This is a genomic window from Paenibacillus sp. SAF-068, from assembly GCF_051967555.1.
In the GTDB taxonomy this organism is placed as follows: domain Bacteria; phylum Bacillota; class Bacilli; order Paenibacillales; family Paenibacillaceae; genus Paenibacillus.
In genome coordinates this window covers 42,018-68,199 of record NZ_JBQCJX010000010.1, presented here as the reverse complement: position 1 = coordinate 68,199, position 26,182 = coordinate 42,018, and the positions used below count along the sequence as shown (strand labels likewise).

The window sequence follows — 26,182 nt, the reverse complement described above, 5'->3', positions numbered from 1 at the left end:
AACACGACCGTTAAGCCCTCTAGCGCCGATGGTACTTGGACCGCAGGGTCCTGGGAGAGTAGGACGCCGCCAAGCAAAGAACCACTGCCGATGATATTCGGTGGTGGTTTTTATTTGTTTATAAGGACTACAGATGATGAGCTGAAGCTCTAACATGATCGTCAGTGGTGGTTTTTATTTGTTTATAAGGACTACAGATGATGAGCTGAAGCTCTAACATGATCGTCAATTGAAAGTAACATTTTTGTTACGGATAACAGCGGCAAAACCAGTATAATAGGACTATGTTAAATATGCTAAAAGTACCTGACCACAGAGCTGGAATGTGCAGCTGTGAAAAGGAGGGTGTGTGTGTTAAGTTGGCGGAGACTTGGACTACAATCAATTCTGTTGCTTTGTTTGACCGTTGTTCTGGCAGGATGCGGTGAAGCTTCAGGTTCTGTATGGACTTCATATGAAGGTGCGGTGAACGAGAAGAGTTTTCCGGTTCCTAAAGTAGCGAATAAATCTGACCAGTCCGAGAACAATTCGGATATGGACTATGTTCGATATACACTGTCTGGTATTAGTGAGAGCACTAGCTTGCCTGAAGTATATCTAGACGAGATTAAAAGCTGGGGTTGGACAGAGAGGCAAGCCAAGGGTACATCCAATGAATCCAGTACCTTGCGTGTATTTGCAAAGGAAGGACATACTGTGCATTTAGCAGTACATGATGGTTCCTTTACACTAATGGTTCCTAGAAATGATGCTACTCAAACGACAGTAAAATCATTGGCTGAAGACGATTGAGCTGTTGCGTGTAAAGTTGGATACGAAAATTAACGCTGTGATGTCCTTATATAGTTAAAGCTCCCGTGCATTGATCGGGGGCTTTTTGTTATTTTATGAGGTAGGGTCTAGAGTGACAGGAGAGTACATAGGGTGTAAAGCAGGAGAGGCTGTAAAGGATATGATGCAGATTGAATGGTTGATGAAAGGCGAGGGTAAGAAGCGAGATAAAGCGAAGACTGCGCGAGGGATCACTCAATGGTGTAGGATCTACGAGAAATGTGGGGATATGAGTATGGAACAGAAGTCGAAAAGGAGCATTTAGCGGAGTCTGTTGTGGGGATAACTAATTCAACTATACCCACGCTGTGGATAAGGAGTAATAAAGGGTAGACAAATAAAGGTTATCCACAGTGGATAACCTTTATTTAATCTTGTGAGACTGAAATAAATAGACGATACGACAATCCGTTTTATCAGAATTTTCTAAGAGCCCTGGCCATTATGTATTACAGGTAAATGAGATACGTTTACTGTTGAGTGTTATGAAGAACCATAATTATTGCAGATAGTATGAGACATCTTGTTCATTTAATTTGATGAGTCCATCTTTGCGCTCGCGGGAGAGTACCAGTACAACATATAAACGAGGACCCAGCAACCATAAATGCCAGAAGATCAGCGAGAGGGTAAAGGACAATGGCGACCATATCAAACATACTGTAATGATACATAGTCCAATCCAACTCATGTTAAGGTGTACCCGGACGAACATACGGAAGCTGAAGTGCTGATCAGGGATATAACCCAACCAAGGCATACGCAGATTCCAGCGCCATCGTTTGGCGTAAGAGGTACGTACCAGAAGTAATATCGTTCTGGCGATGACATAATGAATCCAGATGGTGATTGGGCCTGCCAGTACAAAATAGAAAAGACCAGTCCAGGAGAATGCAAGTAGATTGAATAAGAGCATGATGACCGGAAGACACAGATAACTATAGATGACACTGCGGGCGATAGCCTTTTTTTTCAAGAGCCGGTATTGATAAAATGTTGCTTTATTCTCCGGTTCGGCGACCATACGATTATATATCCTCCTTCAAATTCACGTTTGTGTGGGATAGGTAATTTGTTTTCTTACACGTGTAAAAGGGAATGAATCATGTATGTATATATGAACCTTGTATCTCACACCATGACGATTGTACAAGATATTGAGATTTGACTGAGCTTATCTCAGTATACTCTCGAATGCACGGACTGTCAGGCTTTGATATCGTTATCATGTATTATATATCGGCTGAGATTCCAAGTTTTTTTAAGAAAATTTGAATATAAATCTTGAGCCGGTCTAAGGGATACGTGATTTTGAGGAAAATGCGACGGATGCAGGGTAACTGTATAGATTTAAGCTGGAGAAGGCTTTGTATAAGAAGGATGAATGTATTTTTCGGTACAGACACCCCAAAGGGGGTGGGCGAATATATATATTTTATAGAAAGAAAGCACTATGAAAATGTATAAAATAATAGAAACTGTGCAATACTGATAGTAAACGTAAAACAAGGTGGGATGGTTCATGGAAGAACATGCCGAACACACATGTATTATCTGCGAGCAAAGAAAAAGAGAAGGCATTTTTATTGTATCAGAATTCATATGTGACACTTGTGAAGCAGAAATGGTTCATACCGATGCGCAGGATGCCAAGTACAATTATTTTATTCATCAGATGAAGCAAATTTGGGTACAAAAAAACGCATAATGAATATTGCCAATAGAAGTAGAAGCGAAACATCACATTGTAAAGATGCTGATGTGCATAGAGGCCCAATGGGCCTTTTTCTGTTTTTACGAGAGAGAGTCTTGTCTGCCATTTGAGGAAGGCGTATGCTGATATAATGATATAGAACATGAGCAGTAGCACGTGTGGAGATGGGCAAGAAGGGCATTCTTTAGATTAGGAAGCATTTAAGAGCGCATCGAGCGCACATTATATATGTACAGGATGGTTATTTCATGGATCATAACACTAAATCAAGTAGAGCCCCTTTATATGAAGCGTTGCTTGCGTATCGCGATTCGAAGCAGCGTTCTTTTCATGTGCCTGGGCATAAAAATGGACAAGCTTACCGCCTCAGTTCGGTAGATGATTATGGGGCTGACCTGAAGAGTGGGGAAAGTTATGGCATCGAAGGAGATCAGTCCAAAAGAGGACTGGTCCCGGATCGTTCATTCCTGGAGATAATGGAGATGGATGTTACGGAGATTACGGGCACCGATGATTTGCATCATCCGGAAGGTGTGATCCGGGAAGCGCAGGAGCTTGCGGCAGATTGTTTTGGAGCGGAGGAGAGTTTCTTCCTTGTGGGAGGCAGTACAGCTGGTAATCTCTCCTTGTTGCTCACCGTGTGTGATGAGCCAAACAGTATTGTGCTTGTGCAGCGGAATGTACACAAGTCCGTTATTCACGGTTTAATGGTGGCCGGCGCAAGAGCTGTATTTCTGGAGCCGTGGATCGACCCAGCGTCTGGACTTGCGGTCATGCCGTCGGTGCAGACGGTTCAGGCTGCTGTCCAGTCCTATCCTGAGGCAAAGGGAGTACTGGTCACGTTGCCCAATTATTACGGCATGGGCGCTGATCTGACGCCCATTGCCGAGGTGTGCCACGCTGCTGGCATGCCGTTGCTTGTGGATGAAGCGCATGGCGCGCATTATGGGCAGCATCCGGAGCTGCCTGTCTCTGCCCTGTCGTGCGGAGCAGACGGTGTTGTGCAGTCTACGCATAAGATGCTGACGGCCTTCACCATGGGGGCAATGCTGCACATTCAGGGACCACGCTTAAACCGGTCCCTGTTAAGGCAGCGTCTGGCCATGGTGCAAAGCTCAAGCCCATCATACCCGGTGATGGCTTCGCTCGATCTGGCGCGCCGGCTGCTGCAGGTGCAGGGCGCGAACACATTCACGGCGGGGCTCGCCGCCGTGAACGCTTTTAAGCGCGGCCTCGCGGAGCTGCCGCGCTTTCAGTTGCTGCAGCCTGCACAGCTGCTGCAGCCAGAACCGCCAGCCGGAACAGCGAAGCCGGCTGGCCTATCCGTGTCCGCTGCGCAGCAGACACGGAAGAGCCTGACCGCGGCGGCGGTGGCATCTGCCGCGGGGTATACCGCTCAGGACCCATTCAAGGCCGTCATCTATGACGGCGCAGGGGTGCTGAGCGGTTATGGGCTACAGCAGCAGTTGGAAGCATGCGGCTGTGTGCCCGAGATGAGCGACGAACGGTACGTCGTCTTGCTCTTCAGCCTGGGCTCAACGGTGCAGGATGCTCAGCACCTGTTGCAGGCTCTACAACATATCAGCTCTGCCGATGGGCATGAGCAGGATAATTCCAACGCAGAGCCATTACATCAGCTTGCGAAAGGTTCGGCGCATTATATTTCCACGTGGAACAATTTACAAGAACACACGCCCTACTCGGAACCGATCTCCTTTTCACTGCAACCGATTGTTGAGACGGATACGATCAATGTCCCGATACAAGGAAGCGTGGGCTGTCGATCAGCTGAGATGGTTATTCCATACCCTCCAGGGATTCCGCTTGTATATCCGGGTGAATGCCTAAGTCCATCGATGGTGGCACGTATGCAACTCCTGCGCGATGAAGGAGCAAAGTTTCATGGGGTATCAGATGTATCGCTACAGGTATTAAAGGTCATGAAGGATTGAAAGAAACATATGAAATCTTTGAATGCATACACCAATAGGTAGTCTATATGACCAATACCGATACCGGACCCTACACATGTGAGGGTCTCTTGGTCATTAATCTAGTTGCTAGGGTATGTCTTCAAACTCAGGCAGGCGATACGTTGAAGAATGTCAGGGTCCAACATCTTGAAGTCAAGGATTGCTGATCCTGGCGAATTGTCCAGACAATTTACTAAGGAACCGAAGACATCTTACTTAGCATTCGAGTCCTCCTTTTATTTTGTGAGGAACCTGAGACACGTTATTAATCAAAGTCACCTAACAAACACGCTGTAAACGGCTGGTTATTCCAATATAGCGTGTTTCGGATTCCTTAGATTGCTGCGGGTGCTTCAAATCGCTGAATAAGACGTCACAGGGTCGTTAGCGCTCCAGCTCCATGCTCTGCTCCAGACACGTTCAGTTGCGTTCCGGCTTTCGGCAGGTTTGAAGACACGACCTAGTTCAACTTATACAGATAGACATAAGAAAGAAGGGACCACTTTGGGTATTCCGCTAAAAAAATATACAGGAATAGTCCTGCAAGTTTTACTGATGTACGGTTTTTATTGGATTGGAAACTTGATTCAAGCTCTATTACATCTGCCGTTAACAGGTAGTATTGTGGGCATGCTGGTATTGTTTATCGTCATTCAACTGGGATGGATCAAAATGAGCTGGGGAGAAGAGGGGTCGACGTGGCTTCAATCTCATCTGCAATTGTTGTTCATCCCGCCAACTGTAGGCATTATTAATCATTTTGATTTTTTTAGAGCCAACACTTTATTATTGGTTCTTGGATTGATCGTTAGCACACTAATCACATGTCTGATATCTGCCAAATTAAGTGAGTGGCTCATGACATGGAGATCGTCTCATTCAGCTAAAAAGGAGGCCATCACATGTCAGCATTCATCCTCGGAATTGGAATGATTGCGCTAACCATCGCTGTATATATTCCAGCCACACATCTATATAAAAGGCTGAAATGGCCGATACTTATGCCTGTACTCACAACGACTGCCATACTAATCCTGATCTTGGTGATTTCCGGTATAAAGCTGGACACATATATGTTGGGTGGAAAATGGATACAGGAACTCTTGGGCCCGGCAGTTGTATCTCTTGCTTTTCCCTTGTCCAAACATCTGCATGTGCTGAAACGGAATATTATTCCGATTGTGGGCGGAACGATTGGAGGCAGTATTACAGGTGTGTCTACAGGTGCTTTAATCGCTATTCTACTCGGCTATTCTCAAGAAATGGTCATCGCTTTATTGCCGAAATCCGTCACAACTCCTGTTGCCATTCAACTTGCTAATCAAGTTGGAGGGAATGCCTCATTCACATCGCTGTTTGTAATGATTGCAGGTTTCTCAGGGATATTACTGGGGCCAATGCTCTTAAAATGGGCCAAAGTCCAAAGTAAACATGCCTATGGTATTGGACTGGGTTCAGCATCTCATGCCCTCGGCATGGCAAGGTCCTTTGAATATGGGGAGAATGCAGTAGCCCTCAGTTCGGTATCCATGATTGTCAGTGCCATTGCCGGATCGATTATGCTTCCATTATGGGTATGGGTTATCTACGGTTGAACGTTTTACTTTGTTGTTCATGTTGGAGTAACTGCTGACCTATAGTATTATAGAAAGAAAACAAGCTTGTCTTATTTTTGTTTTATTATTACGTACCGATATAGCTGTAGCTATACACCTCTGGGCGGGGGATATCATATCCTGTAGCAAGAGGGTCAAAGCATTTTCAATTACAGCAGCAATAGATGCAATTATCGACATAGAAAGCAGGGAAGCATATGCAGGGCAGAGGTAAATTCATTACGCTGGAAGGGGGAGAGGGTTCCGGTAAAACAACGATGATTGGTAGAATAGGTTCTTATTTTGAAGAACGGGGTATACCTTACGTAGTTACGCGAGAGCCTGGCGGAATTGAGATTGCGGAGAAAATACGTTCAATTATCCTGGACCCTCTTCATACGGCAATGGATGCTCGAACCGAAGCGCTATTGTATGCAGCTGCACGCAGCCAGCATCTGGCGGAGAAGGTAGAGCCTGCGCTGAAAGCTGGAAAAGCAGTCATCTGTGATCGATTTGTCGATAGCAGTCTGGTCTATCAAGGATATGCCCGGGGACTCGGGATAGAGAATGTATGGGCTATTAATCGCTTTGCGATCGGTGATCTTATGCCGGATGTGACCTTATATCTGGACATCGAGCCTGAATTGGGGCTTGCACGGATCGACGCTCATGATGGCCGGGAAGTGAACCGTCTGGATCTGGAGAATCTGGAGTTTCACCGTAAAGTGCGAGAGGGTTACTTCCTATTAAAAGAGCAGTTCCCGGAACGAATCAGAGTTATTGATGCTTCCATGAAGCAGGAGGATGTCTTGGCGGCGATGATTTTGTCGCTGGAGACAGGGATTTTGAAGGATTTTGACGAGTAATTGTCTAATATATAGACAGGGCATTTAATAAAGGTGCTTATTCTGAAGGAGGTTATGCAGGATGAAACTGATTGTTGCGATTATACAGGATAAAGACAGCAACCGATTATCCAGCGCATTGGTCAAAGCAAACTTTCGGGCAACGAAGTTGGCCAGTACGGGTGGATTTTTGAAGGCAGGCAACACGACGTTTATGATCGGTGTCGATGATGGTCAAGTCGAGTCCGTAATGAACGTCATTCGCAGCAGCTGTAAGGTTCGTGAACAGCTCGTGACTCCGGTCACACCGATGAGCGGAACAACCGACTCTTACCTGCCGCTACCTGTTGAAGTTCAAGTAGGTGGAGCTACTGTATTTGTTCTCCCGGTAGATCGCTTCGAACATTTCTAATTTAAACTTTTTGCATGAATCATCCCATGAGGATCTTTCATGATGAATAGCATGTTGGAACGATGGATGCAAAAAGATTGTATTGGAATTCGTGCCTACCACGTATGGAACAGCCTTTCTTGATCAGAAGAATGGGCACACTCTTTCCGAATGAGCATATTCTAGCAGGGATGCTTATCCGGAAAGAGGCTGACTACCAAAAATAAGTCCTTGATGGTGATGTATATCTACCATTATATATAGAGTGTGATCAGCATATATACAAGCCTCATCCTCACGCACAGGCGCAACGCGCACTGTGCTGATGGGCGATTGGCTAACTATGATAGAAAGCGGGCGTATCCATGAAAATCAATCCTGGATTCAGACCGATTCAGAGCGGGATCAGTTCTACTGATTCAGGTTCCAAACCGGTTCAATCCAAAAATTTCTCTGACATGATGAACCATCAGGGGGAACGGGCCTCACAAGCTGAACTGAATCGCCGGTTTAGTGAAATCCAGCTTCAGGGTGATCGCCTGGCACGTTCCATGACGATTCGTGAACTGAAGGCGTATAAGCAACTTGTTAAAAGGTTCCTGGAAGAGACCGTTCGTCGCGGTGTATCCATGAAGGAGACAAGGGGTTGGGATCGTCGTGGCAGAGGCAAGCGTTATAAGCTGATTGATGAAATTGACTCCGCTCTGTTATCCATGGCTGATGAATTGCTGGATACAGAAGAAGGAAAAATCTCTCTATTGCAACAAGTAGGCGAAATTCGGGGGATGCTTATTAATTTAAGCTTCTGAGGAGGAAGTATGTCCTTTCAACAGATTATGGGTCAACAAGCGGCCAAGCAAATGTTACAAAGCAGTTTGAGACGACAGGCGATAAGCCACGCGTATTTGTTTAGCGGTCCAGCTGGTAGTGGGCAACGGAAGACGGCAATTACCTTTGCCAAAGCAATCTTCTGTACAGAGCTTGAAGATGACGCGTGTGGGCAGTGTCTTGAATGTCGTAAGGTGGATCATGGTAACCATCCGGATCTAACCATGCTTGCACCAGATGGAAACAATATTAAAATAGATCAAATCCGGGATCTGCAACGTATTTTTTCATACCGATCAGAGGCAGGCCATCCCAAAGTATATATTATAGAACAAGCCGAGAAAATGACGGTGCAGGCAGCAAACAGTTTGTTGAAATTTCTGGAGGAACCGCAGGTACCGGCAGTCGGCATTCTGATTACAGATAATGGACAGGCCATGTTGCCTACGATTCGTTCACGCTCCCAATTGGTGCCATTCAGCGCATTGAATCCGGATGAGATGCTGCAATCACTAATGGAGGAAGGGCACCCTGCCAATCTGGCTCGCTCAGCCGTCCATTTAGCGTCAGGATTGGAAGCATGTAGAGAAATTCTCCAGCAGAATTGGTTTGCAGAAATTAGAAACGTAATGTTACAATTAGGGAAGGAGTCCCTGGGTAGAGGAAGTACATCATTGATCTCTGCACAGCAGAAGCTTTTTAAAACCGGACTCTCTGAACATCTGGACATGTTACTTAGTTTGTTCCATCTATGGTTTAGGGACATGCTGTATGTTCAGTACGGTAGGCATGAACATATCGTTTTTATAGATCAGTTAGACATGCTATCTCAGTTGGCACATACCCGCAGCACAGAACAGTGGGTTTCCTATATGGATCTGGCCGCAGCATGCAGAAAAAAATTGCGTTTCAACGTCAATGGCCAGCTTTGTCTGGAGCAATTTTTGATCGGTTTGGCATAAGACTGGGAGAGGGATAAGCTAGTTCCAATCATATGCAAACGGTTATAACTTCGACCGGTTCCCTAAGAAGACGGGGCTTCAGACGAAGTGGGGTTGGCTTACAAGGGGGTTAATTTTTTGTACAGTGTAGTGGGTGTCCGTTTCAAAAAAGCGGGCAAAATTTATTACTTCGATCCCCTGGACCTTCCCATTGAGAAAGAAAACTGCGTTATCGTGGAGACAGCGCGGGGGGTAGAGTACGGTAAGGTTGTTGTTGGTAAGAAGGAAGTGGGCGAGTCCGATGTGGTGCTGCCGCTGAAGAAAGTCATCCGCGTTGCGGGCGAGACCGATGCCCGTGTGGTTGATGAGAACAAGCGTGCAGCGAAGGAAGCATTCGGTACTTGTTTAAATAAAATCAAAGACCATGGCCTCAAAATGAAGCTGGTCGATGTGGAATTTACGTTTGATCGCAATAAAATCATATTTTATTTTACAGCTGAAGGAAGAGTCGATTTCCGGGAGCTGGTCAAGGATCTGGCAAGCATATTCCGGACACGAATTGAGCTGAGACAGATTGGTGTGCGTGATGAAGCGAAGATGCTTGGCGGAATCGGACCTTGCGGCCGTGTGTTGTGTTGTTCTTCCTGGCTGGGAGACTTTGAGCCGGTATCAATCAAGATGGCTAAAGATCAGAGCCTGTCACTGAATCCGACGAAAATTTCAGGGTTGTGCGGAAGACTCATGTGCTGTCTGAAATTTGAGCATGATAACTATGAAAGTGTGAGAGAAGAACTGCCAGCTGTAGGCAAATTGGTCGTCACCTCATTGGGTGAAGGAAAAGTTGTCGGAATTAATGCCGGTAGCCGCACAGTCCATGTTCAACTGTTCGACATCAGTAAAGTCAAAGAACTTCCGCTGGATGACGTCGTTATCAAGTAAACCATAAAGGTTGCTTCGGGGTGGAAACTTGGAAAAGAAAAATCTGTTTACGCACATTCATGAAATGGAAACCCAACTGGGTCAGTTGCACGGTGATTTAGGAGAGTTAAAAATGATTGTGAAGGAGCTGCTTGAGGATAATCAGCGGCTTACCATCGAGAATGAGCAATTACGCAAACTGCTCAAACGTGAGGCTCCGGCAGATCTGCCGATCTCTTCAGCACTCGCTCCCGTAGCAAGACCAGCAGGTCCAGCTACAGGTGAAGATGTTGTGGGTGAAGGCTATGATAATCTGGCCCGGTTGTATCACGAAGGCTTCCATATCTGCAACGTCTATTATGGACATCTGCGGACGGAAGGTGATTGTCTGTTCTGCCTGTCTTTTTTGAATAAATGAAGTGACCGTAGGGATCCCCTACGGTTTTTTTTCAAGGTTATAAACCTAAAAATAACAAACATGAGATATAGAATACCGGAGGATGAGCGTAATATATGAAAGCAAATGAAGTGGCGTTACAGGAGTCAGAGCGGATTGATGATCTGCTTTCTCATGATTTAAGAATCATTCAAAGTGATGAAGTGTTCAGTTTTTCGATGGATGCGGTATTATTGGCCCGGTTTGCTTCCGTACCTAAACGGGGTCGTGTACTTGATTTGTGTACGGGTAATGGGGTGGTCCCCATTTTGCTTACTACACGTACAAAGGCTAATCTGGAGGGGATCGAAATTCAGCCTCGTTTGGCTGATATGGCGCGTCGCAGTGTGCAATTAAATGAACTCGACGACGCGATTATGATTCGTGAAGGTGATTTGCGAGAACTGGTGAAAGAAACAGGACATGCTGTATATGATGCAATAACGGTTAATCCTCCATATATGCCTCTGAATGGAAGTGATCTCAAAATGAACACACATCAGGCAATGGCACGTCATGAGATCGGATGTACCCTGGAAGAAGTGATTCAGGCTTGTAGTCGCCTTGTACGTAATGGCGGCAAAGTATCGATGGTTCATCGACCTCAGCGTCTTGGCGAGATAATCTCGCTCATGCGTGAAAATAAGCTGGAGCCCAAACGGATTCGGATGGTACATCCCCGTGCTCATCTGGAAGCCAACATGGTATTAATTGAAGGTATGAAAGATGGTAAACCTGAAGTAAGAATGCTTCCGCCACTCATTGTCTACAATGAAGAGGGGAAATATTGCGAAGAGATTATGGATATTTATTATGGCCAGCAACATGCTGAGCGTACTACGAAAGGAGGACTATAGATGACTTTGCATATTCAGAAAAGTTATGCGGAGCAGCTTGAAGGATCAGGCAAGCTATATCTGGTTGGGACACCTATTGGTAATCTGGAGGATATGACCTTCCGAGCCATCAAGACATTGCAGAGTTGTGACATCATTGCAGCGGAAGACACACGCCAGACTCGGAAGCTGCTTACCCATTTTGAAATTACACCTTCGATGTTGTTCAGTTATCATGAGCATAATAAGGGGGCGAGTGGACCTGAACTGATACGCTATATAATAGAAGGAAAAAATTTGGCACTAGTCAGTGATGCCGGTCTGCCGGCCATTTCGGACCCAGGTTCCGATCTTGTACAGCTTGCACTGGACGCCGGAATAACGGTTATTCCCATTCCTGGACCCAATGCTGCTTTGTCTGCTCTGATCGTGTCCGGATTACCGACGGAGCGTTTCACATTCGGCGGTTTTTTGCCGCGGGAGAAAAAGGACATGCGAAAAGTGCTGGAGGCTTTTGACGAATCCAACGGGACTTTGTTATTTTATGAATCCCCTCACCGTATTCGAAAAACATTAGTCCACCTCGAAGAAATTCTGGGTGATCGCTCGATTGTTCTGGCTCGTGAACTAACCAAGCGTCATGAGGAATTCGCAAGGGGTACTGTGAAGGAATGTATAGACTGGCTTGAAGAACATCCACCTCTTGGCGAGTACTGTTTGCTGGTAGAGGGTATTAAGGAAGAGGAGCGTAAGGCTGAGCGCGAAGCATGGTGGCAGCTGATGTCCCTCGCGGATCATGTCAGTCATTATGAAGGTGAAGGACATAATCGCAAAGATGCGATGAAAAAAACGGCAACCGATCGTGGACTGACGAAGCGGGATGTATATAATGCGTTAATCGAGTAGCCAATCTAAGCAACTATCTTCTGTCATGGGGAGCATAACCTGAAAAGAACCTTTTGCAACATCAAGGAACCCATAACAGGGCAAAAAAATACCTTCCGCGGTGGGGTTCACACCGGGAAGGCCATTAAGGAATATTAAAAAGGTTAGAAATAACAATTTAGATAAGTCCAGTATATCTGGTTTTTCTTATTTTGTCACAGGTGCAGGGATTTCGGAAATACATTCGTTACAAACAATTTTACCTTTGAAATAAGTAACGTTCTCTGCATTACCACAGAAGATACAAGCAGGCTCATATTTTTTCAACATGATGCGCTCGCCGTCAACGTAGATTTCCAGAGCATCTTTTTCACCAATACCGAGCGTACGGCGCAATTCAATTGGAATAACTACCCGTCCCAGTTCGTCCACTTTTCTTACAATACCTGTTGATTTCATCATTATAATCAGTGCTCCTCTCAGCTAACTATCATTGTCATTATTCGACATTATTTTATGTTTTATGATACTCATCATACCAACGATTCCCAAAACAGTCAACCTTAAAATTAGCTTAAAATTAAGGCTGTTTTTCACAAGGTTACTGGTGGTAAGGGATTGGCAGTCATTTTTCACATTTAAACATCAATGTCAACTTTGTCGATTTGGAAAACGACAAAACTACGTTATTCGACAAATTTCGTCATAATGTGTCGAATCTTAGATGAATCGCAGAGCCCAAAGCGTTAATATAAAAGAAATTAAAGGAGTGAGTCGACATGGAACAACGTTTAACGGAAGAGAAAGTATTCAAAGATCCGGTACATAATTATATCCACGTGCAAGATCCGGTTATATGGCAGTTAATTAACACCCCGGAATTTCAGCGTTTACGCCGGATTCGTCAACTGGGTACATCTTACCTTACCTTTCACGGAGCAGAGCATAGTCGGTTTTCACATTCACTAGGTGTTTATGAGATTACACGCAAGATCATCTCTCAATTTGAAAGAAGTCATTATTCGGATTGGCCGAAGGAAGAAAAGATTGTAGCTCTGTGCGCAGCTCTGCTTCATGATCTCGGGCATGGGCCATTCTCTCACTCCATCGAAGAAGCTTTTGACATGAATCACGAGGATTGGACTTGTCGCATTATTACAGGTGATACCGAAGTAGGGGCGATCTTAAGACGGTATGCTCCTGATTTTCCTGAGAAAGTCGCGTCTGTCATTCAAAAAACATATGAAAAACCGATTGTGGTGAACTTGGTGACCAGTCCGCTTGATGCAGACCGAATGGACTATTTGCTCAGGGATGCTTATTTTACAGGTGTAAATTACGGCACGATTGACCTTGATCGTATCCTTCGGATGCTGCGTCCCTATCATGGACGAATTGTAGTCAAGGAATCAGGCATGCATGCTGTGGAGGACTACCTCATGTCTAGGTATCAGATGTATTGGCAGATTTATTTCCATCCGGTAACTCGTAGTTCTGAAATTATATTGCGGCAAATATTCAAGCGAGCGAAAATACTCATACAGCATGGTTTTCAATTTCGCTTCATGATTGATCCACTCCCTCAATTATTTGCAGGAGAATTATCTGTAGATGAATATTTGCAGTTGGATGAAGCATTAATTCAGACGGCATTTACGCAGTGGCGCAAGGAGGACGATACTGTTCTGAGTGAGTTATGCGAACGTTTTATGGATCGCAAGTTATATAAGTATGTAGAGCTTGAACAGGTCGACTTGACAATGATGGAAGAGATTCGGGAAGCTTTTGTACAGGCAGGCCTTGATCCCGAATATGATCTTGAAATTGATTTTCCTTCAGATAATCCGTATGATGTGTTTCGTCCGGATGAATCCACCGATAAGCAGATTCTTCTTCTGGATCGACAGGACAATTTACGTGAGTTGTCAGAAGTATCAGACATTGTCCGTTCCATCAGCGGGCTTCATCGAGGGAAACATCATTTGTATTACCCGCAAAACAAGGTGGATGCGATTATTCATGAATTACCGTCACATATACGCCCCTATTTCTTGTAATCATGTGGGTATAATCCAATGAAGAATTTCGAGATCAAAAGACTTTCTAAAAGAGCTATTTTTCATGATACAGTAATCTGCTTTAATGGGGCGTATATGTAGATCGACATAATTTTGTAAATGAAAGCAGGCAGAACGGGCACAATCAGCAATATATAGATCAGAATATTCGTATTTCTTCTATATATTGTAGTTGTGAAGAAACAAACGAAATAATGTAATGCACAGATTACCCAAAATGTTTTATATAGGAGTCAATGAATTATTGAATTTTACAAATTTAACTTTCAACAGAAGATAGTCGTTATTTCGACATGAAGGGAGATACAAACATGATGCTGTTCGACACACATACACATCTGGATGCACCACAATTCGACGAGGACCGCGAGGACATGATTCAGCGTGCTGTTGATGCGGGAGTTGGTCGCATGATCAACATTGGCTTTAACCGGGAGACGATTCCAACGACAATGAAACTTGCTGAGACATATGACTTTATCTATGCAGCTGTAGGGTGGCATCCCGTCGATGCGATTACAATGCAGGAGGGCGATCTGGAATGGATTGCATCTTTATGCAAGCATGAAAAAGTGGTTGCTATCGGTGAGATTGGATTGGATTATCACTGGGATACTTCACCGAAGGAAGTACAGCATCGCGTATTACGACAACAAATTGCTTTGGCACGTGAAGTGAACATGCCGATTGTCATCCATAATCGGGATGCACATGAGGATATCATAAGAATTTTGCGTGAAGAAAAGGCGAGTGAAGTTGGTGGTGTGATGCATTCGTTCTCGGGCAGCTGGGAAACAGCGAAGAGTTGTCTAGATATGGGCTTCCATCTCTCCTTCGGAGGACCAATTACATTCAAAAATGCAAAGCAGCCCAAAGAGGTGCTCGCGAAGGTTCCGATGGACCGGTTTTTCATTGAAACAGATGCTCCATATTTGACACCTCACCCTTATCGTGGGAAACGAAATGAGACAGCGCATGTACGTCTGGTTGCAGAGGCAGCTGCGGAAATTAAAGGCATTTCAGTCGAGGAAATTGCTGCAATAACCACCAAAAATGCCATGGAACGATTTGGAATTCGTTAAAAAAACGAGTAAATGAGGTGAAAAAGGCAGGTAAGCGGAGTTAATTTGCCCTTTGATCCAAATAAATCAAGAATATTACAATATTTTAACCAAATATTCAGAAAAACGTACTTGATCAACGCTTTACAACATGCATCAAAACAGGATATCATCTTTTCAGTGAATTGTTGTGCGGAAAATTGGACAGATGTTCGGGGGATGAACAAAGGGACACTTTCCGATGAAACAACATTACTTTCATGAATCAGTCTCGCTGAGTCTCCGTTAACGGAGAGCGGGGGAACCAATAGGGCTTAAACATCGGTGAATCTGGCCGATGCGCAACGTTCGCTGACCCAAAAGCAGCGTATGGAACTGCGAAGCCGTATTTGATTTCTTCTTTGGGTCTCGGGGTGAATTCAAGGGCATCCGCCATGAGCGGGTGACCTAAGATAGGGCGGCTCTCTTTCGCCCGAACCCGACAGCTAACCTCGCAAGCGGAAAAAGAGAGGCAACCTCGTGCATGAATTTCCGATATTCAAAATCATTCGGAAGCCACGAAAGAGTTCCTCTTACACTCTTTCTTTGGCTTTTTTGTTTTTGAATAAAAGAAATGTTGTCATCATACGGTAGGTATTCAGGAGGATGACATCATGTTGCGAAGATTGATTCATGGTGCAGAACCGGATTATGTTGGTCCAATCTGTGTTCTGTAGAAAATTTGGTATAGTCACGTCAAAGACATCATGCATTACTTTAGACGGCGAGGCTATGAAGGAGGACGGAGAAGTGGGCACATTCCAACCAGAAGAGACCCATGAGTCACGATCATCCAGTAAGTCTTTCGCGTTGCGGTGGAAGCATGAGAACATGCGTCAAATGGCATTGATCGCGATTTTCTCAATTGCGCTTACAATCATGATCTTGTTAGTCGTTTACGGTCAGGCCGGGAAACAAATTTCACTGGTTATTGATGGCAAAGCTCAGGTGGTAGAGACTCGTACAGGAATGCTTCAGGAAATGCTGGAGGAGCAGTCGATCACAGTCAGCCCTCACGACAAGGTATCCATGTCCATGAACGGGGCAATTACAGATGGAGACCGAATCGTTATTGAGCGGGCCGTTCCAGTCAACATTACGGCAGACGGAGACACCAAGACTCTGTATACAACGGATTCATCGGTAGAAGATGCAATTCAAAAATCAGGTATTCAAGTTGAGAGTAATGATAAAGTGTATCCGGCGCTTGGAACTGCTATCAAAGCGGATATGAAGATCCGTGTAGTGCGCGTAACAAAGCGTACAGTGGATGTAGAACAACCGATCGCTTACAAAGTAATTAAAACGGCTGACCCCAGCTTGTACAAAGGGGATAACCGTGTCGTTGTAAACGGCAAAGAAGGTACACTTGTACAGCACATCGAAAAGGTATTTCAGGATGGAGAATTGGTCTCCAAAAAAATGGTCGGCAAATCCGTCGCGAATAATCGTGTAGATAAAGTGATCGCTGTCGGCACCAAAGCAAAACCGGTCGTGAAAAAACCTGAGATTCAGACCGTATCGGCACAAACTTCAACAACCAAAAAGGCTACAACAACGAACTCGAAGAAAACATCTGCCTCGGGCAGCAAAGTGATTACCGTATCCGGGACTTCTTTTAAATACTCCAAAGTACTTAAAAATGTATCCATGACTGCCTACTCTTCCGAAGAGCCTGGCATTGGCACTAAAACAGCTTCCGGTACTCGTGTAACGGAAGGGCGCACCATCGCGGTTGATCCCAAAGTCATTCCAATTGGCTGGTGGGTATATATCGAAGGTCTGGGCTTCCGACGTGCGGAAGATACAGGCGGTGCCATTAAAGGCAACAAAATTGATGTATATTATGACAGTGTGAAGCATGCCCTGAATTTTGGACGCAAGAAAGGCAAGACGGTCTACGTGATCGGTCCGGTGAAGCCGGAAGCGAACTAAAATCGTTTTACTTTGAAATGGGAATGCTATAAAATAGTTGCATGAATGATTCATGCGGAATATGCGGCGGAGGGGTCTGAATTCAGTCTCCCCCGCCGTTTGGCAGAGAAGAGGATATTCCTCTTCTTTTTGCGTTAGAAAGGAAGAAATGGAACATGATAAAAGAAGTCATTGTGGTGGAGGGCCGTGATGATACGGTAGCCATCCGTCGGGCCGTGGAAGCCGATACAATAGAAACAGGTGGATCAGCCATCAACCAACGTATTCTGAAGCGGATAGCGCTTGCTCAGGAGAGACGGGGAGTCATCGTACTGACAGATCCGGATCATGCCGGCGAACGCATTCGTAAAATCATTGCGAATAAGGTGCCTGGCTGCAAACATGCTTTCATTCCGGAAGCCGATGCAACACGCAAAGGGGATATTGGGGTGGAGAATGCCTCACCGGAGGCGATCCGTCATGCTCTGGCACGCGTACATACTTCATACGAAGGTGCTCCGAGCCTGATCGATTGGGAGGACCTGATCGCGGCAGGACTTATTGTGCATCCGCAGGCTGCTGCACGTCGCATGGAGATGGGCAATCTGCTGGGCATCGGATATTGTAACGGTAAGCAGTTCCACAAACGTCTCAGTGTATTTCAGATTACACGGGAAGAGTTCTCTACAGCATTAGCGCAAATTGAACGTGAAGGATTGTGAGCATATGAAGGATATGGAAGAGACGATAGAAATTGCAACGCCCAAGCGAACTAAAGAAATTATTCAAAGACACGGATTCTCATTTAAGAAAAGTCTAGGTCAGAACTTTTTGATCGATCAAAATATACTGAACAAAATCGTGAATGCAGCCGACTTGGACGAGTCCAAAGGTGCGTTAGAGATCGGACCAGGCATTGGGGCTCTTACCGAAAGACTCGCTCGGGTAGCAGGCCCTGTCACAGCCGTAGAGATTGATCAGCGCTTGATCCCCATCCTCGGAGAAGTGATGCAGCCTTATCCGAATGTACGTGTTCATCATGGAGATGTGTTGAAGCTTGATCTGGCGGAGTTGTTTAATACTGATTTTGCATCCGTGGATAAAGTCAGTGTCGTGGCGAATCTGCCCTATTATGTAACAACTCCCATTATGATGAAACTGCTGGAAGAGAAGTTGCCAGTGGATAGCATTGTGGTCATGATCCAAAAAGAAGTGGCTGAACGTATGGCTGCTGCACCGGGATCAAAAGACTATGGCAGTCTGAGCATCGCAGTTCAGTACTACAGTATGCCGGAGCTTGTGTGTATTGTGCCACCTACGGTCTTCATTCCCCAACCTAATGTGGAATCAGCGGTCATTAAGCTGAAGGTGCGTGAGCAACCACCAGTGGAGATCCCGGATGAAGCACACTACTTTGAAGTGGTACAGGCTTCTTTTGCCCAGCGGAGAAAAACAATCTCGAATAACCTGAAGGCACGTTTCTTCACGAAGGAGAACCGGGACCAGGCAGACATTCTGCTGGAGCAGGCAGGTATCCAACCATCCCGACGCGGAGAGACGTTAAGTCTGCAAGAGTATGCTACACTCAGCACCGTCATGTGGGAAGCAGGGGTGCGTGTAGCGCTGTAAAATTTGAATGAACCAAACCGGGTCTCTGCCCATACGATGGGGTAGAGGTGATTACGTTGATGAATATCGGAGACTTGGTCGTTCGGAAGTCATACGGCGGCGATGTGACTTTTCGGGTGGAAGGCCTCCAGTTGGATGCTGCGGTCATTAAAGGGACTGAGTTCCGGCTGCTTGCCGATTCCCCGGTGGACGATTTGATACAGGTTCCCTACGAACCGCAAAGCGCCAAGACAAGACAGGCGCATATTAAAGCTCATCAGACCCTGTCCCGTCTGCAGCAGAATCGCATGGAACAGGCGGAGCGGAATCGTGAAGGTCTGGCACAGGATTGGTCTGCTCAGCAGGAACCGGCTTATTTTGAAATGCCCGGAAAGGTGCTTCATCTGGATGGAGATCCGAACTATCTGAAAAAAAGTATGGATCTCTATGAGCAACTTCGTGTGCCTGCAGAGGGACAATATGTCCATGAATCGGCAATGGCAGATACCTTATACCGTTTATTGCCCAAAGTACGTCCGGATATTGTAGTCATTACGGGTCATGATGGGGTGCTAAAGACACGTCAGCCCTATGACTTATATAGTCTTGGTAGCTATAAGAACTCGCAAAATTTTGTGGCGGCGATTCAGGTGGCCAGACAATATGAACGCCATTTGGACGCACTCACTATTGTAGCAGGTGCCTGTCAGTCCCATTTTGAGGCACTGCTGCGCGCTGGAGCGAATTTTGCCAGTTCTCCAGGCAGAATTCTCATTCATGCACTTGATCCAGTCTATGTGGCAGCCAAGGCCTCCTTCACATCTGTGCGGGATACGGTCAACATGAGTGATGTTCTACACAATACCATTAGTGGTAGCCAAGGTGTGGGTGGTGTCGAGACAAGGGGGAGTTACCGGGTAGGTCTGCCGGGGCTGAATGATTTATCCACGTTAAAAGTGAATCCTTCGGCAGTCTGATGTAGGCCATTTAAAGTCCCAATTTGGGGCTTTTTTTGTTTGCAAAAAAATTCATTGACAACAACTTTTTGATGCTGATATAATAATTAGTTTTGATTTGACAATGACTGTAAAATCCGGTATAATGGACAAGAAAAGAGGTGGTCGTCGACAATGGCTAAAAATACGCTGTTGGATATCAAACGCAATCTCGATGCACATATTGGTCAGAAAATTATGCTGCGGGCTAATGGTGGCCGCCGTAAGACCATTGAACGTACGGGTGTATTGGAAGAAACGTACCCTTCTGTTTTTATTGTTAAGCTTGATGAGGAACAAGAAACCTTCAAGCGAGTATCTTATAGTTATGCGGATATACTTACGGAGTCTGTGGAAGTCATGGTTTTTGACCCGGGCAGTCAGACGCATAGCTCCTACATGGAGACGTAAGTATCGTTTTACAGGCGATTCGCCCCACAAGGCGGATCGCTTTTTTGTTGTTTTACAAAATTACCAAATCGTCCTTTAAGGTTAACCATACATCGTCAGGAATGAGTGAGGAAGGGGCGCGGCATACTAATCGGACAGGTGAAGACAGTTTCTCAAGCATTAGGCAGAAAACTGAACTTAACCTGGGACATGTTGTCTAAAACGTGAACGGACTCATTACATCATGAAGGATACAAGGAGGAGGATGGTTCATGAGTCGCAGAAGAAGAAGTGTCATGTCAGAGGATCTGAAGAATGAGCTCGCAAAAGACCTGGGATTCTATGATACGGTTCAACAGGAAGGTTGGGGCGGAATCAAAGCCAAGGATGCAGGAAACATGGTAAAACGTGCAATTCAACTTGCTGAGCAGGCTGCGCGCAAATCCTAATCCGGTTCCATCAGATTGAAAAGCGGGGAAATCCGTCAGGAATAACCCCGCTTTTTCCCCATAGATGCGGAATAGAAATGACTTGACAGCCCCATTTTGATATAATATGTTAAGTTGTCTTAGGGAAAAGGTGAGGACGGGTGAACGCCTTGAAAATTTACGAAAAAGCGCCTGCTAAAATTAATTTGATGCTGGACGTTTTACATAAAAGAAGCGATGGGTTTCATGAAGTTGAAATGATCATGACGATGGTCGATCTGGCGGATCGGCTGGAAATGTCGGAGCTGCCGCGTGATACCATTTTCATCTCCAGTCAGGCGGGTTATATCCCGCTGGACGAGAAGAATCTGGCTTTCCAGGCAGCCAGACTCATTAAGGAGCGCTATAACGTGCGTACGGGTGTCCATATTCATCTGGATAAAAAGATCCCAGTTGCAGCCGGACTTGCCGGAGGCAGCAGTGATGCAGCAGCAGCTCTGCGTGGATTGAACCGTCTGTGGCGGCTCAATATACCGGATCACGAACTGCAGGAGCTTGGAGCTGAACTCGGTTCGGATGTTCCATTCTGTATTACAGGAGGAACTGCACTTGCTACAGGTCGTGGTGAGAAGTTGACTCCTATGCCTAATCCGCCGCAATGCTGGGTAATTCTGGCCAAGCCTCCAATCAATGTGTCTACAGCCGATGTGTATGGACGGTTCCGCAGTGATAAGATTGTTCGTCATCCGAGTGCGGCTAAAATGGAGCAGGCGATTCGCAACCAATCATTTACGGATGTCTGTAACCAGATGGGCAATGTGCTTGAAGATGTAACGTTGAAGCTGTATCCGGAAGTTCAGCATTTGAAAGATGCCATGATTCGGTTGGGTGCAGACGGCGTGTTGATGTCCGGTAGCGGTCCAACGGTGTTTGGGCTGGTCTCCAAGGAATCCAAGGTTGCCCGGATATACAATGGTCTGCGTGGTTTCTGTAAAGAAGTGTACGCTGTACGTATGTTGACGTAAGATTCGCTTTTATAATGTACAAACACGTATAAAGGTGGTATATTTTTAAATAATTATTCGGATTTAGATGTTTCCGTGATCGTGAGGATGGATCTCTGTGAAGAAGTTAAAACGAAGCGCAAGGCTGGTTGAAATGACGCAATACTTATTGTCCAGACCTCATACGGTTATTCCGCTCACCACATTTGCTGAACGCTATGGAGCCGCAAAGTCTTCAATTAGTGAAGATTTGGCGATTATCAAGGAAGTGTTCGAAGAAGGTGGGTCAGGAGAACTGCATACACTGGCTGGAGCAGCCGGGGGAGTAAGATGGATTCCGAAGGTATCCCGAGAACTGGCACTTGCATTTGCGGAGCGGCTCTCGACCCAGCTCGCGCAACCTGATCGGATCTTGCCTGGAGAATACCTGTACATGTCCGACTTGCTTGGTCAGCCCGCATTGATGAACGAAGCCGGCAAGATCTTTGCAACGGCCTTTGGCAATATGAATATTGATGTGGTTATGACGGTAGAGACCAAAGGAATCCCACTGGCTTATGCGACCGGTGCCCAGCTCAACCTGCCTGTCGTGCTCGTACGCAGGGACCATCAGGCTACAGAAGGATCGGCCGTAAGTATCAATTATGTATCCGGGTCCCATAAAAGTCTGCATACCATGTCCCTCTCTCGTAGGGCGATGCGTGAGCATTCCAGAGTACTTATTGTGGATGACTTCATGAAGGCTGGGGGTACGGTGCAAGGAATGATTGATCTTTTGGCCGAGTTTAATGCTACAGTTGCCGGGGTAGGGGTACTGGTTGAATCTGGTTCTGTAGATTCAGAGGAACGCCTGTTAACTGATTACGTATCTCTGGCGAAGCTGACAGCGGTTGATGCCAAGAGCAGACAGATTTCCGTCAAGCCTGGCAACTATTTCGACCTGTAGAAAGATGACGAATGTTATGTCGGTAAAGGGTCTTTTCCATCGACCTGGCACTAACGTTGTCGAATTGTGTATTAAATAAAAAAATTCCTGAAATTAGGAAATTTTTGTGGTTATAAAAAGAAGGAGTTCGTATATGCTGTGTGGAATTATACACCAAGTTCTGATGGAAAAAGGTGGTGAACACACACATGCAAATTACGGATGTCAGACTCCGCCGTGTCAACTCGGAGGGGAGAATGAAGGCTATCGCATCCATTACCATCGATAACGAATTCGTCGTTCATGACATTCGTGTCATTGATGGTAACAACGGAATGTTTGTTGCTATGCCAAGCAAGCGCACTCCTGATGGAGAGTTCCGTGATATCGCCCACCCGATCTCTTCCGGTACGCGTGAGAAGATTCAGGCAGCAGTTTTGACTGAATACGATCGTGCGGCAACTGAGGAAGAAGTCATTGAAGAAGGTGCCTGAGAACATTATTGGGGTTCGAAGGAAAAGAGAGCCATGTCTTATGGCTCTCTTTTCTTTTTGATCGGAATAAGATATATTCAGTATTGAGTTTATTTAGCAGAGAACAAAAAGCGCATCGTGCGCTTGGTGGCAGGGCGGCATCTTAGGAATCATTGGGATTCGGTTAAGCTCGCAGGTACACGGCGTATACATATAGGTCACGATTTGTTGGTGTCCGCGTTGTTACGTGTGATTACAGAGACAGCAGGCGATGAACAAGACCGGCTTGAAGCCGGCTGAACGATACTCATTGGATATCGATAAACAATGCATTTCAATGGGATTTTCAGAACAGGAGGTCGTAAATTTTGAAACGAATGGCGATCGTTCTTGCCGCAGGGCAAGGGAAACGAATGAAATCAAAATTGTACAAAGTACTGCATCCCGTATGCGGTAAACCTATGGTTGGACATGTGCTGGATGCAGCACTCAGCGCAGGCGTTGAACGCAGTGTAGTTGTAGTCGGTCATGGTGCCGAAGCGGTGCAGTCATTTTTGGGTTCCAGAGCGGAGTACGCTCTTCAGGCAGAACAATTGGGTACAGGTCATGCAGTGAAGCAGGTTAAATCCTTGCTTGGCGGAGAGACAGGTTCTACGATTGTGGTCTGTGGAGATACACCGCTTGTAACCAGTGAGACGTTGGAAGGTCTGATGAAGCTCCATGAGAGTAGCGGAGCAGCAGCGACAGTTCTTACGGCTCAGTTGGACAATCCCAAAGGTTATGGTCGCGTTATTCGCGGAGAAGATGGGTCTGTACAACGGATTGTGGAACAAAAGGATTGCACCGAGCAGGAAGATGCCGTGAATGAGATTAACACAGGCACTTACTGTTTTGATAATGCAAAATTGTTCGCTGCCCTGGAAAAAGTGACGAATCAGAACGCCCAGGGAGAGTTTTATCTCACAGACGTAGTTGGCATTTTCCGCAATGATGGAGAAGTGGTTGAAGCTTACATGTCAGATGATATCGCAGAATCCATCGGGGTTAATGACCGACTCGCACTTTCGCAAGCAGAAGCCTTCATGCGTGAACGTCTGGCTGTACGCCATATGTTGAACGGTGTTACAATCATTGATCCGTCATCGACATATATCGGAGCGGATGTTACGATTGGATCAGATACAGTATTGTATCCAGGAACTATTCTCAAAGGCACAACTTCGATCGGTGAAGCGTGTCATATTGGCCCTCACGCAGATGTGGAAGACAGTGTTATTCAGGACGGAGTTACAATTAAACATTCGGTGTTGTCCAATGCTGAAGTGGGTTCTGATGCAACAGTTGGTCCATTTGCTAATTTGCGTCCAGGAACTAAACTCGGTCGTAACGTAAAAATTGGTGACTTTGTTGAAGTGAAAAATGCTACAATTGACGAAGGTTCCAAAGTATCTCATCTCAGCTATATTGGGGATGCCAAAGTAGGGAAAAACGTAAATGTTGGATGCGGGGCAATAACTGTCAATTATGATGGTTATAATAAGGCTGTAACAACGATTGAAGATGATGCTTTTGTAGGCAGCAACGTCAATCTGATTGCACCGATTACGGTAGGAAAAGGCGCTTATGTGGTTGCTGGCTCCACTGTTACCCATTCCGTTCCCGAGAATGATCTGGCCATTGCTCGTCCACGTCAGGAGAATAAACCTGGTTATGCGGAGAAGATTCGCGGACGTGCCAAAGCCAAGAAACAAAATGCCAAACCCCAATAAGGGGTTTTGATAACAAGATTGCCTCCCGAAAACCGGGAGGTGCCGACATGTCGCAGACGCTTATTGATTCCAATGAACCAGCACGGAGGGTTTTTATTTTATGACTTATTTTGATTCGAAATTAAAAATATTTACTTGCAATTCTAACCCCAAGCTTGCCCATCAAATTGCTGATTATATCGGGATCCCTATGGGTGAATCTCACACAACCAGCTTTAGTGATGGCGAGATTCAAGTGAAACTCTCCGAGAGTGTTCGGGGCTGTCACGTTTACATCGTGCAGTCAACTTGCTTGCCGGTTAATGATAACCTGATGGAAATGCTCGTTATGATTGATGCACTGAAACGGGCATCTGCCAAGACGATTAACGTCGTTATTCCTTACTATGGCTATGCAAGACAGGATCGTAAGGCACGTTCGCGTGACCCAATTACAGCGAAATTGGTAGCCAACCTGATTGAAAAAGCGGGCGCAACCCGTGTCATCGCGATGGACTTGCATGCAATGCAGATCCAGGGATTCTTCGATATTCCGGTGGACCATTTGCTCGGCGTGCCGATTCTGGCTCAATATTTCCGGTCGAAACAGATCGAAAATCCGGTTGTTGTGTCGCCTGACCACGGTGGCGTAGTGCGCGCGCGTAAACTGGCTGATTTCCTGAATGCACCCCTGGCGATTATCGATAAACGTCGTCCTGAGCCAAATGTGAGCGAAGTGATGAACATTATCGGTAACATCGAGGGTAAAACAGCCATTCTGATCGATGACATTATTGACACGGCGGGAACGATTGTACTGGGAGCGAATGCTCTGATGGAAGGCGGCGTGAAAGAAGTATACGCGTGCTGTACTCATCCGGTATTGTCCGGACCTGCGATGGAACGTTTGGAGAATGCACCATTGAAGGAAGTCATCGTAACGGATACCATTCCAATTACGCATGCGAATCCGACAAGCAAACTCAAGGTGTTGTCTGTAGCGCCTTTGCTCGGAGAAGCGATTATCCGTGTTCATGAGGAATTGTCAATCAGCAAGCTGTTTGAAATTGAATAAGGATGTCTGCATAAAGTAGTAGAGGGGTTACGTTTTCCGGTTCAATGGAAAATGTAACCCCTGTCGGCGTGCCGTTTTATAAAAAGTGAAACAGCCGCTGGTCAGTCCATAGAAGTTGAACTACTCATTTACACCAGAAGATGTTTCTGCACGCGCAGTGATCCAATGTAAAATGGTACGTTCACCTTATATGGTTAATACCCGGGGCGGGAGATAAATCGAAAACGACGCCGATGGAAAAGTGTGTCGGC

Annotated in this window: 28 protein-coding genes, 1 rRNA gene and 1 riboswitch; of the genes, 27 read left to right on the top strand and 2 right to left on the bottom strand. The window is 45.8% G+C overall.

Going from position 1 to position 26,182, the window contains the following annotated elements:
* Positions 1-75 (top strand): 5S ribosomal RNA (rrf, locus tag ACTHPG_RS27320); the annotation flags it as partial.
* A 276-nt stretch (positions 76-351) separates the two neighbouring features.
* Positions 352-792 carry a hypothetical protein gene (locus ACTHPG_RS27315; RefSeq protein WP_253428854.1) on the top strand — a complete coding sequence of 147 codons (441 nt, stop codon included), beginning with the start codon at positions 352-354 and terminating at the stop codon, positions 790-792.
* Positions 793-1,330: 538 nt separating this feature from the next.
* Here the strand turns inward: ACTHPG_RS27315 and ACTHPG_RS27310 are convergent.
* Positions 1,331-1,855, bottom strand: coding sequence for a hypothetical protein (locus ACTHPG_RS27310; RefSeq protein WP_440392475.1), 525 nt, complete (start codon positions 1,853-1,855; stop codon positions 1,331-1,333).
* 498 nt (positions 1,856-2,353) lie between these two features.
* Here ACTHPG_RS27310 and ACTHPG_RS27305 point away from each other — a divergent pair, with 498 nt between their 5' ends.
* The 12 genes from ACTHPG_RS27305 to rsmI all read left to right on the top strand — a co-directional run bounded on the left by ACTHPG_RS27305 (position 2,354) and on the right by rsmI (position 12,214).
* Positions 2,354-2,539, top strand: a complete 186-nt coding sequence (locus tag ACTHPG_RS27305) for a sigma factor G inhibitor Gin (RefSeq protein ID WP_017691396.1) — start codon at positions 2,354-2,356, stop codon at positions 2,537-2,539.
* A gap of 254 nt (positions 2,540-2,793) precedes the next feature.
* Positions 2,794-4,497 carry an aminotransferase class I/II-fold pyridoxal phosphate-dependent enzyme gene (locus ACTHPG_RS27300; RefSeq protein WP_440392474.1) on the top strand — a complete coding sequence of 568 codons (1,704 nt, stop codon included), beginning with the start codon at positions 2,794-2,796 and terminating at the stop codon, positions 4,495-4,497.
* 525 nt (positions 4,498-5,022) lie between these two features.
* Positions 5,023-5,451, top strand: coding sequence for a CidA/LrgA family protein (locus ACTHPG_RS27295; RefSeq protein ID WP_440392473.1), 429 nt, complete (start codon positions 5,023-5,025; stop codon positions 5,449-5,451).
* Entirely contained in the window at positions 5,421-6,113 is a 693-nt protein-coding gene (locus tag ACTHPG_RS27290) for an LrgB family protein (protein WP_440392472.1), read from the top strand. Before ACTHPG_RS27295 ends, ACTHPG_RS27290 begins: the two co-directional genes overlap by 31 nt.
* A gap of 218 nt (positions 6,114-6,331) precedes the next feature.
* Entirely contained in the window at positions 6,332-6,979 is a 648-nt protein-coding gene (tmk, locus tag ACTHPG_RS27285; protein WP_253428864.1) for a dTMP kinase, read from the top strand.
* 61 nt (positions 6,980-7,040) lie between these two features.
* Positions 7,041-7,370: a cyclic-di-AMP receptor gene (locus ACTHPG_RS27280; protein WP_017691391.1), complete on the top strand. Its 330-nt coding sequence runs from the start codon at positions 7,041-7,043 to the stop codon at positions 7,368-7,370.
* Positions 7,371-7,714: 344 nt separating this feature from the next.
* On the top strand, positions 7,715-8,158 hold the full coding sequence (locus ACTHPG_RS27275; protein ID WP_017691389.1) for a YaaR family protein: 444 nt from the start codon (positions 7,715-7,717) through the stop codon (positions 8,156-8,158).
* Positions 8,159-8,167: 9 nt separating this feature from the next.
* Complete coding sequence (holB, locus tag ACTHPG_RS27270; RefSeq protein ID WP_440392471.1) at positions 8,168-9,139, top strand: DNA polymerase III subunit delta'; 972 nt, start codon at positions 8,168-8,170, stop codon at positions 9,137-9,139.
* Between the two features lie 117 nt (positions 9,140-9,256).
* Complete coding sequence (locus ACTHPG_RS27265; protein WP_053778939.1) at positions 9,257-10,057, top strand: PSP1 domain-containing protein; 801 nt, start codon at positions 9,257-9,259, stop codon at positions 10,055-10,057.
* A gap of 28 nt (positions 10,058-10,085) precedes the next feature.
* A complete protein-coding gene (gene yabA, locus ACTHPG_RS27260) occupies positions 10,086-10,454 on the top strand; it encodes a DNA replication initiation control protein YabA (RefSeq protein ID WP_017691386.1) in 369 nt (122 codons plus the stop codon).
* Positions 10,455-10,549: 95 nt separating this feature from the next.
* Positions 10,550-11,329 carry a tRNA1(Val) (adenine(37)-N6)-methyltransferase gene (locus tag ACTHPG_RS27255; RefSeq protein WP_440392470.1) on the top strand — a complete coding sequence of 260 codons (780 nt, stop codon included), beginning with the start codon at positions 10,550-10,552 and terminating at the stop codon, positions 11,327-11,329.
* Complete coding sequence (rsmI, locus tag ACTHPG_RS27250; protein WP_440392469.1) at positions 11,330-12,214, top strand: 16S rRNA (cytidine(1402)-2'-O)-methyltransferase; 885 nt, start codon at positions 11,330-11,332, stop codon at positions 12,212-12,214.
* Positions 12,215-12,400: 186 nt separating this feature from the next.
* Here the strand turns inward: rsmI and ACTHPG_RS27245 are convergent, their stop codons facing one another.
* Complete coding sequence (locus tag ACTHPG_RS27245; protein ID WP_024633700.1) at positions 12,401-12,655, bottom strand: AbrB/MazE/SpoVT family DNA-binding domain-containing protein; 255 nt, start codon at positions 12,653-12,655, stop codon at positions 12,401-12,403.
* A 317-nt stretch (positions 12,656-12,972) separates the two neighbouring features.
* On the opposite strand from ACTHPG_RS27245, the gene ACTHPG_RS27240 reads away from it, so the two are divergent.
* The 13 genes from ACTHPG_RS27240 (at position 12,973) to ACTHPG_RS27180 (ending at position 25,931) form a co-directional block, all read left to right on the top strand.
* A complete protein-coding gene (locus ACTHPG_RS27240) occupies positions 12,973-14,250 on the top strand; it encodes an HD domain-containing protein (protein ID WP_440392468.1) in 1,278 nt (425 codons plus the stop codon).
* 332 nt (positions 14,251-14,582) lie between these two features.
* Positions 14,583-15,353, top strand: a complete 771-nt coding sequence (locus ACTHPG_RS27235) for a TatD family hydrolase (RefSeq protein WP_440392467.1) — start codon at positions 14,583-14,585, stop codon at positions 15,351-15,353.
* A 241-nt stretch (positions 15,354-15,594) separates the two neighbouring features.
* Positions 15,595-15,848: riboswitch (cyclic di-AMP (ydaO/yuaA leader) on the top strand.
* Positions 15,849-16,121: 273 nt separating this feature from the next.
* Entirely contained in the window at positions 16,122-17,306 is a 1,185-nt protein-coding gene (locus ACTHPG_RS27230) for a ubiquitin-like domain-containing protein (protein WP_339258163.1), read from the top strand.
* Between the two features lie 155 nt (positions 17,307-17,461).
* Positions 17,462-18,007, top strand: a complete 546-nt coding sequence (gene rnmV, locus ACTHPG_RS27225) for a ribonuclease M5 (RefSeq protein ID WP_017691379.1) — start codon at positions 17,462-17,464, stop codon at positions 18,005-18,007.
* A gap of 4 nt (positions 18,008-18,011) precedes the next feature.
* Positions 18,012-18,914, top strand: coding sequence for a 16S rRNA (adenine(1518)-N(6)/adenine(1519)-N(6))-dimethyltransferase RsmA (gene rsmA, locus ACTHPG_RS27220; protein ID WP_440392466.1), 903 nt, complete (start codon positions 18,012-18,014; stop codon positions 18,912-18,914).
* A 59-nt stretch (positions 18,915-18,973) separates the two neighbouring features.
* Positions 18,974-19,870 (top strand): sporulation peptidase YabG, encoded by an 897-nt coding sequence (yabG, locus tag ACTHPG_RS27215; RefSeq protein WP_440392465.1) that lies wholly within the window; start codon positions 18,974-18,976, stop codon positions 19,868-19,870.
* A gap of 153 nt (positions 19,871-20,023) precedes the next feature.
* A complete protein-coding gene (gene veg / locus ACTHPG_RS27210; RefSeq protein WP_053778931.1) occupies positions 20,024-20,299 on the top strand; it encodes a biofilm formation stimulator Veg in 276 nt (91 codons plus the stop codon).
* 251 nt (positions 20,300-20,550) lie between these two features.
* Positions 20,551-20,727 (top strand): small, acid-soluble spore protein, alpha/beta type, encoded by a 177-nt coding sequence (locus ACTHPG_RS27205; RefSeq protein WP_017691375.1) that lies wholly within the window; start codon positions 20,551-20,553, stop codon positions 20,725-20,727.
* 149 nt (positions 20,728-20,876) lie between these two features.
* Positions 20,877-21,731: a 4-(cytidine 5'-diphospho)-2-C-methyl-D-erythritol kinase gene (gene ispE / locus ACTHPG_RS27200; RefSeq protein WP_440392464.1), complete on the top strand. Its 855-nt coding sequence runs from the start codon at positions 20,877-20,879 to the stop codon at positions 21,729-21,731.
* A 97-nt stretch (positions 21,732-21,828) separates the two neighbouring features.
* Positions 21,829-22,656 (top strand): pur operon repressor, encoded by an 828-nt coding sequence (gene purR, locus ACTHPG_RS27195; RefSeq protein WP_017691373.1) that lies wholly within the window; start codon positions 21,829-21,831, stop codon positions 22,654-22,656.
* Positions 22,657-22,844: 188 nt separating this feature from the next.
* A complete protein-coding gene (gene spoVG / locus ACTHPG_RS27190; protein ID WP_017691372.1) occupies positions 22,845-23,129 on the top strand; it encodes a septation regulator SpoVG in 285 nt (94 codons plus the stop codon).
* A gap of 356 nt (positions 23,130-23,485) precedes the next feature.
* Positions 23,486-24,877 (top strand): bifunctional UDP-N-acetylglucosamine diphosphorylase/glucosamine-1-phosphate N-acetyltransferase GlmU, encoded by a 1,392-nt coding sequence (gene glmU / locus ACTHPG_RS27185; protein WP_440392477.1) that lies wholly within the window; start codon positions 23,486-23,488, stop codon positions 24,875-24,877.
* 100 nt (positions 24,878-24,977) lie between these two features.
* Positions 24,978-25,931, top strand: a complete 954-nt coding sequence (locus tag ACTHPG_RS27180) for a ribose-phosphate diphosphokinase (RefSeq protein ID WP_017691370.1) — start codon at positions 24,978-24,980, stop codon at positions 25,929-25,931.
* The last annotated feature ends 251 nt before the right edge of the window (positions 25,932-26,182 follow it).

Coding starts and splice junctions, on each gene's coding strand:
- ACTHPG_RS27310 (WP_440392475.1), bottom strand. CDS start 1,855: ATGGTCGCCGAACCGGAGAATAAAGCAACATTTTATCAATACCGGCTC.
- ACTHPG_RS27255 (WP_440392470.1), top strand. CDS start 10,550: ATGAAAGCAAATGAAGTGGCGTTACAGGAGTCAGAGCGGATTGATGAT.
- ACTHPG_RS27305 (WP_017691396.1), top strand. CDS start 2,354: ATGGAAGAACATGCCGAACACACATGTATTATCTGCGAGCAAAGAAAA.
- veg (WP_053778931.1), top strand. CDS start 20,024: ATGGCTAAAAATACGCTGTTGGATATCAAACGCAATCTCGATGCACAT.
- glmU (WP_440392477.1), top strand. CDS start 23,486: ATGGCGATCGTTCTTGCCGCAGGGCAAGGGAAACGAATGAAATCAAAA.
- ACTHPG_RS27180 (WP_017691370.1), top strand. CDS start 24,978: ATGACTTATTTTGATTCGAAATTAAAAATATTTACTTGCAATTCTAAC.
- ACTHPG_RS27235 (WP_440392467.1), top strand. CDS start 14,583: ATGATGCTGTTCGACACACATACACATCTGGATGCACCACAATTCGAC.
- rsmA (WP_440392466.1), top strand. CDS start 18,012: ATGAAGGATATGGAAGAGACGATAGAAATTGCAACGCCCAAGCGAACT.
- ACTHPG_RS27300 (WP_440392474.1), top strand. CDS start 2,794: ATGGATCATAACACTAAATCAAGTAGAGCCCCTTTATATGAAGCGTTG.
- rsmI (WP_440392469.1), top strand. CDS start 11,330: ATGACTTTGCATATTCAGAAAAGTTATGCGGAGCAGCTTGAAGGATCA.
- ACTHPG_RS27290 (WP_440392472.1), top strand. CDS start 5,421: ATGTCAGCATTCATCCTCGGAATTGGAATGATTGCGCTAACCATCGCT.
- ACTHPG_RS27240 (WP_440392468.1), top strand. CDS start 12,973: ATGGAACAACGTTTAACGGAAGAGAAAGTATTCAAAGATCCGGTACAT.
- ACTHPG_RS27275 (WP_017691389.1), top strand. CDS start 7,715: ATGAAAATCAATCCTGGATTCAGACCGATTCAGAGCGGGATCAGTTCT.
- ACTHPG_RS27205 (WP_017691375.1), top strand. CDS start 20,551: ATGAGTCGCAGAAGAAGAAGTGTCATGTCAGAGGATCTGAAGAATGAG.
- tmk (WP_253428864.1), top strand. CDS start 6,332: ATGCAGGGCAGAGGTAAATTCATTACGCTGGAAGGGGGAGAGGGTTCC.
- ACTHPG_RS27280 (WP_017691391.1), top strand. CDS start 7,041: ATGAAACTGATTGTTGCGATTATACAGGATAAAGACAGCAACCGATTA.
- holB (WP_440392471.1), top strand. CDS start 8,168: ATGTCCTTTCAACAGATTATGGGTCAACAAGCGGCCAAGCAAATGTTA.
- ACTHPG_RS27245 (WP_024633700.1), bottom strand. CDS start 12,655: ATGATGAAATCAACAGGTATTGTAAGAAAAGTGGACGAACTGGGACGG.
- rnmV (WP_017691379.1), top strand. CDS start 17,462: ATGATAAAAGAAGTCATTGTGGTGGAGGGCCGTGATGATACGGTAGCC.
- yabG (WP_440392465.1), top strand. CDS start 18,974: ATGAATATCGGAGACTTGGTCGTTCGGAAGTCATACGGCGGCGATGTG.
- spoVG (WP_017691372.1), top strand. CDS start 22,845: ATGCAAATTACGGATGTCAGACTCCGCCGTGTCAACTCGGAGGGGAGA.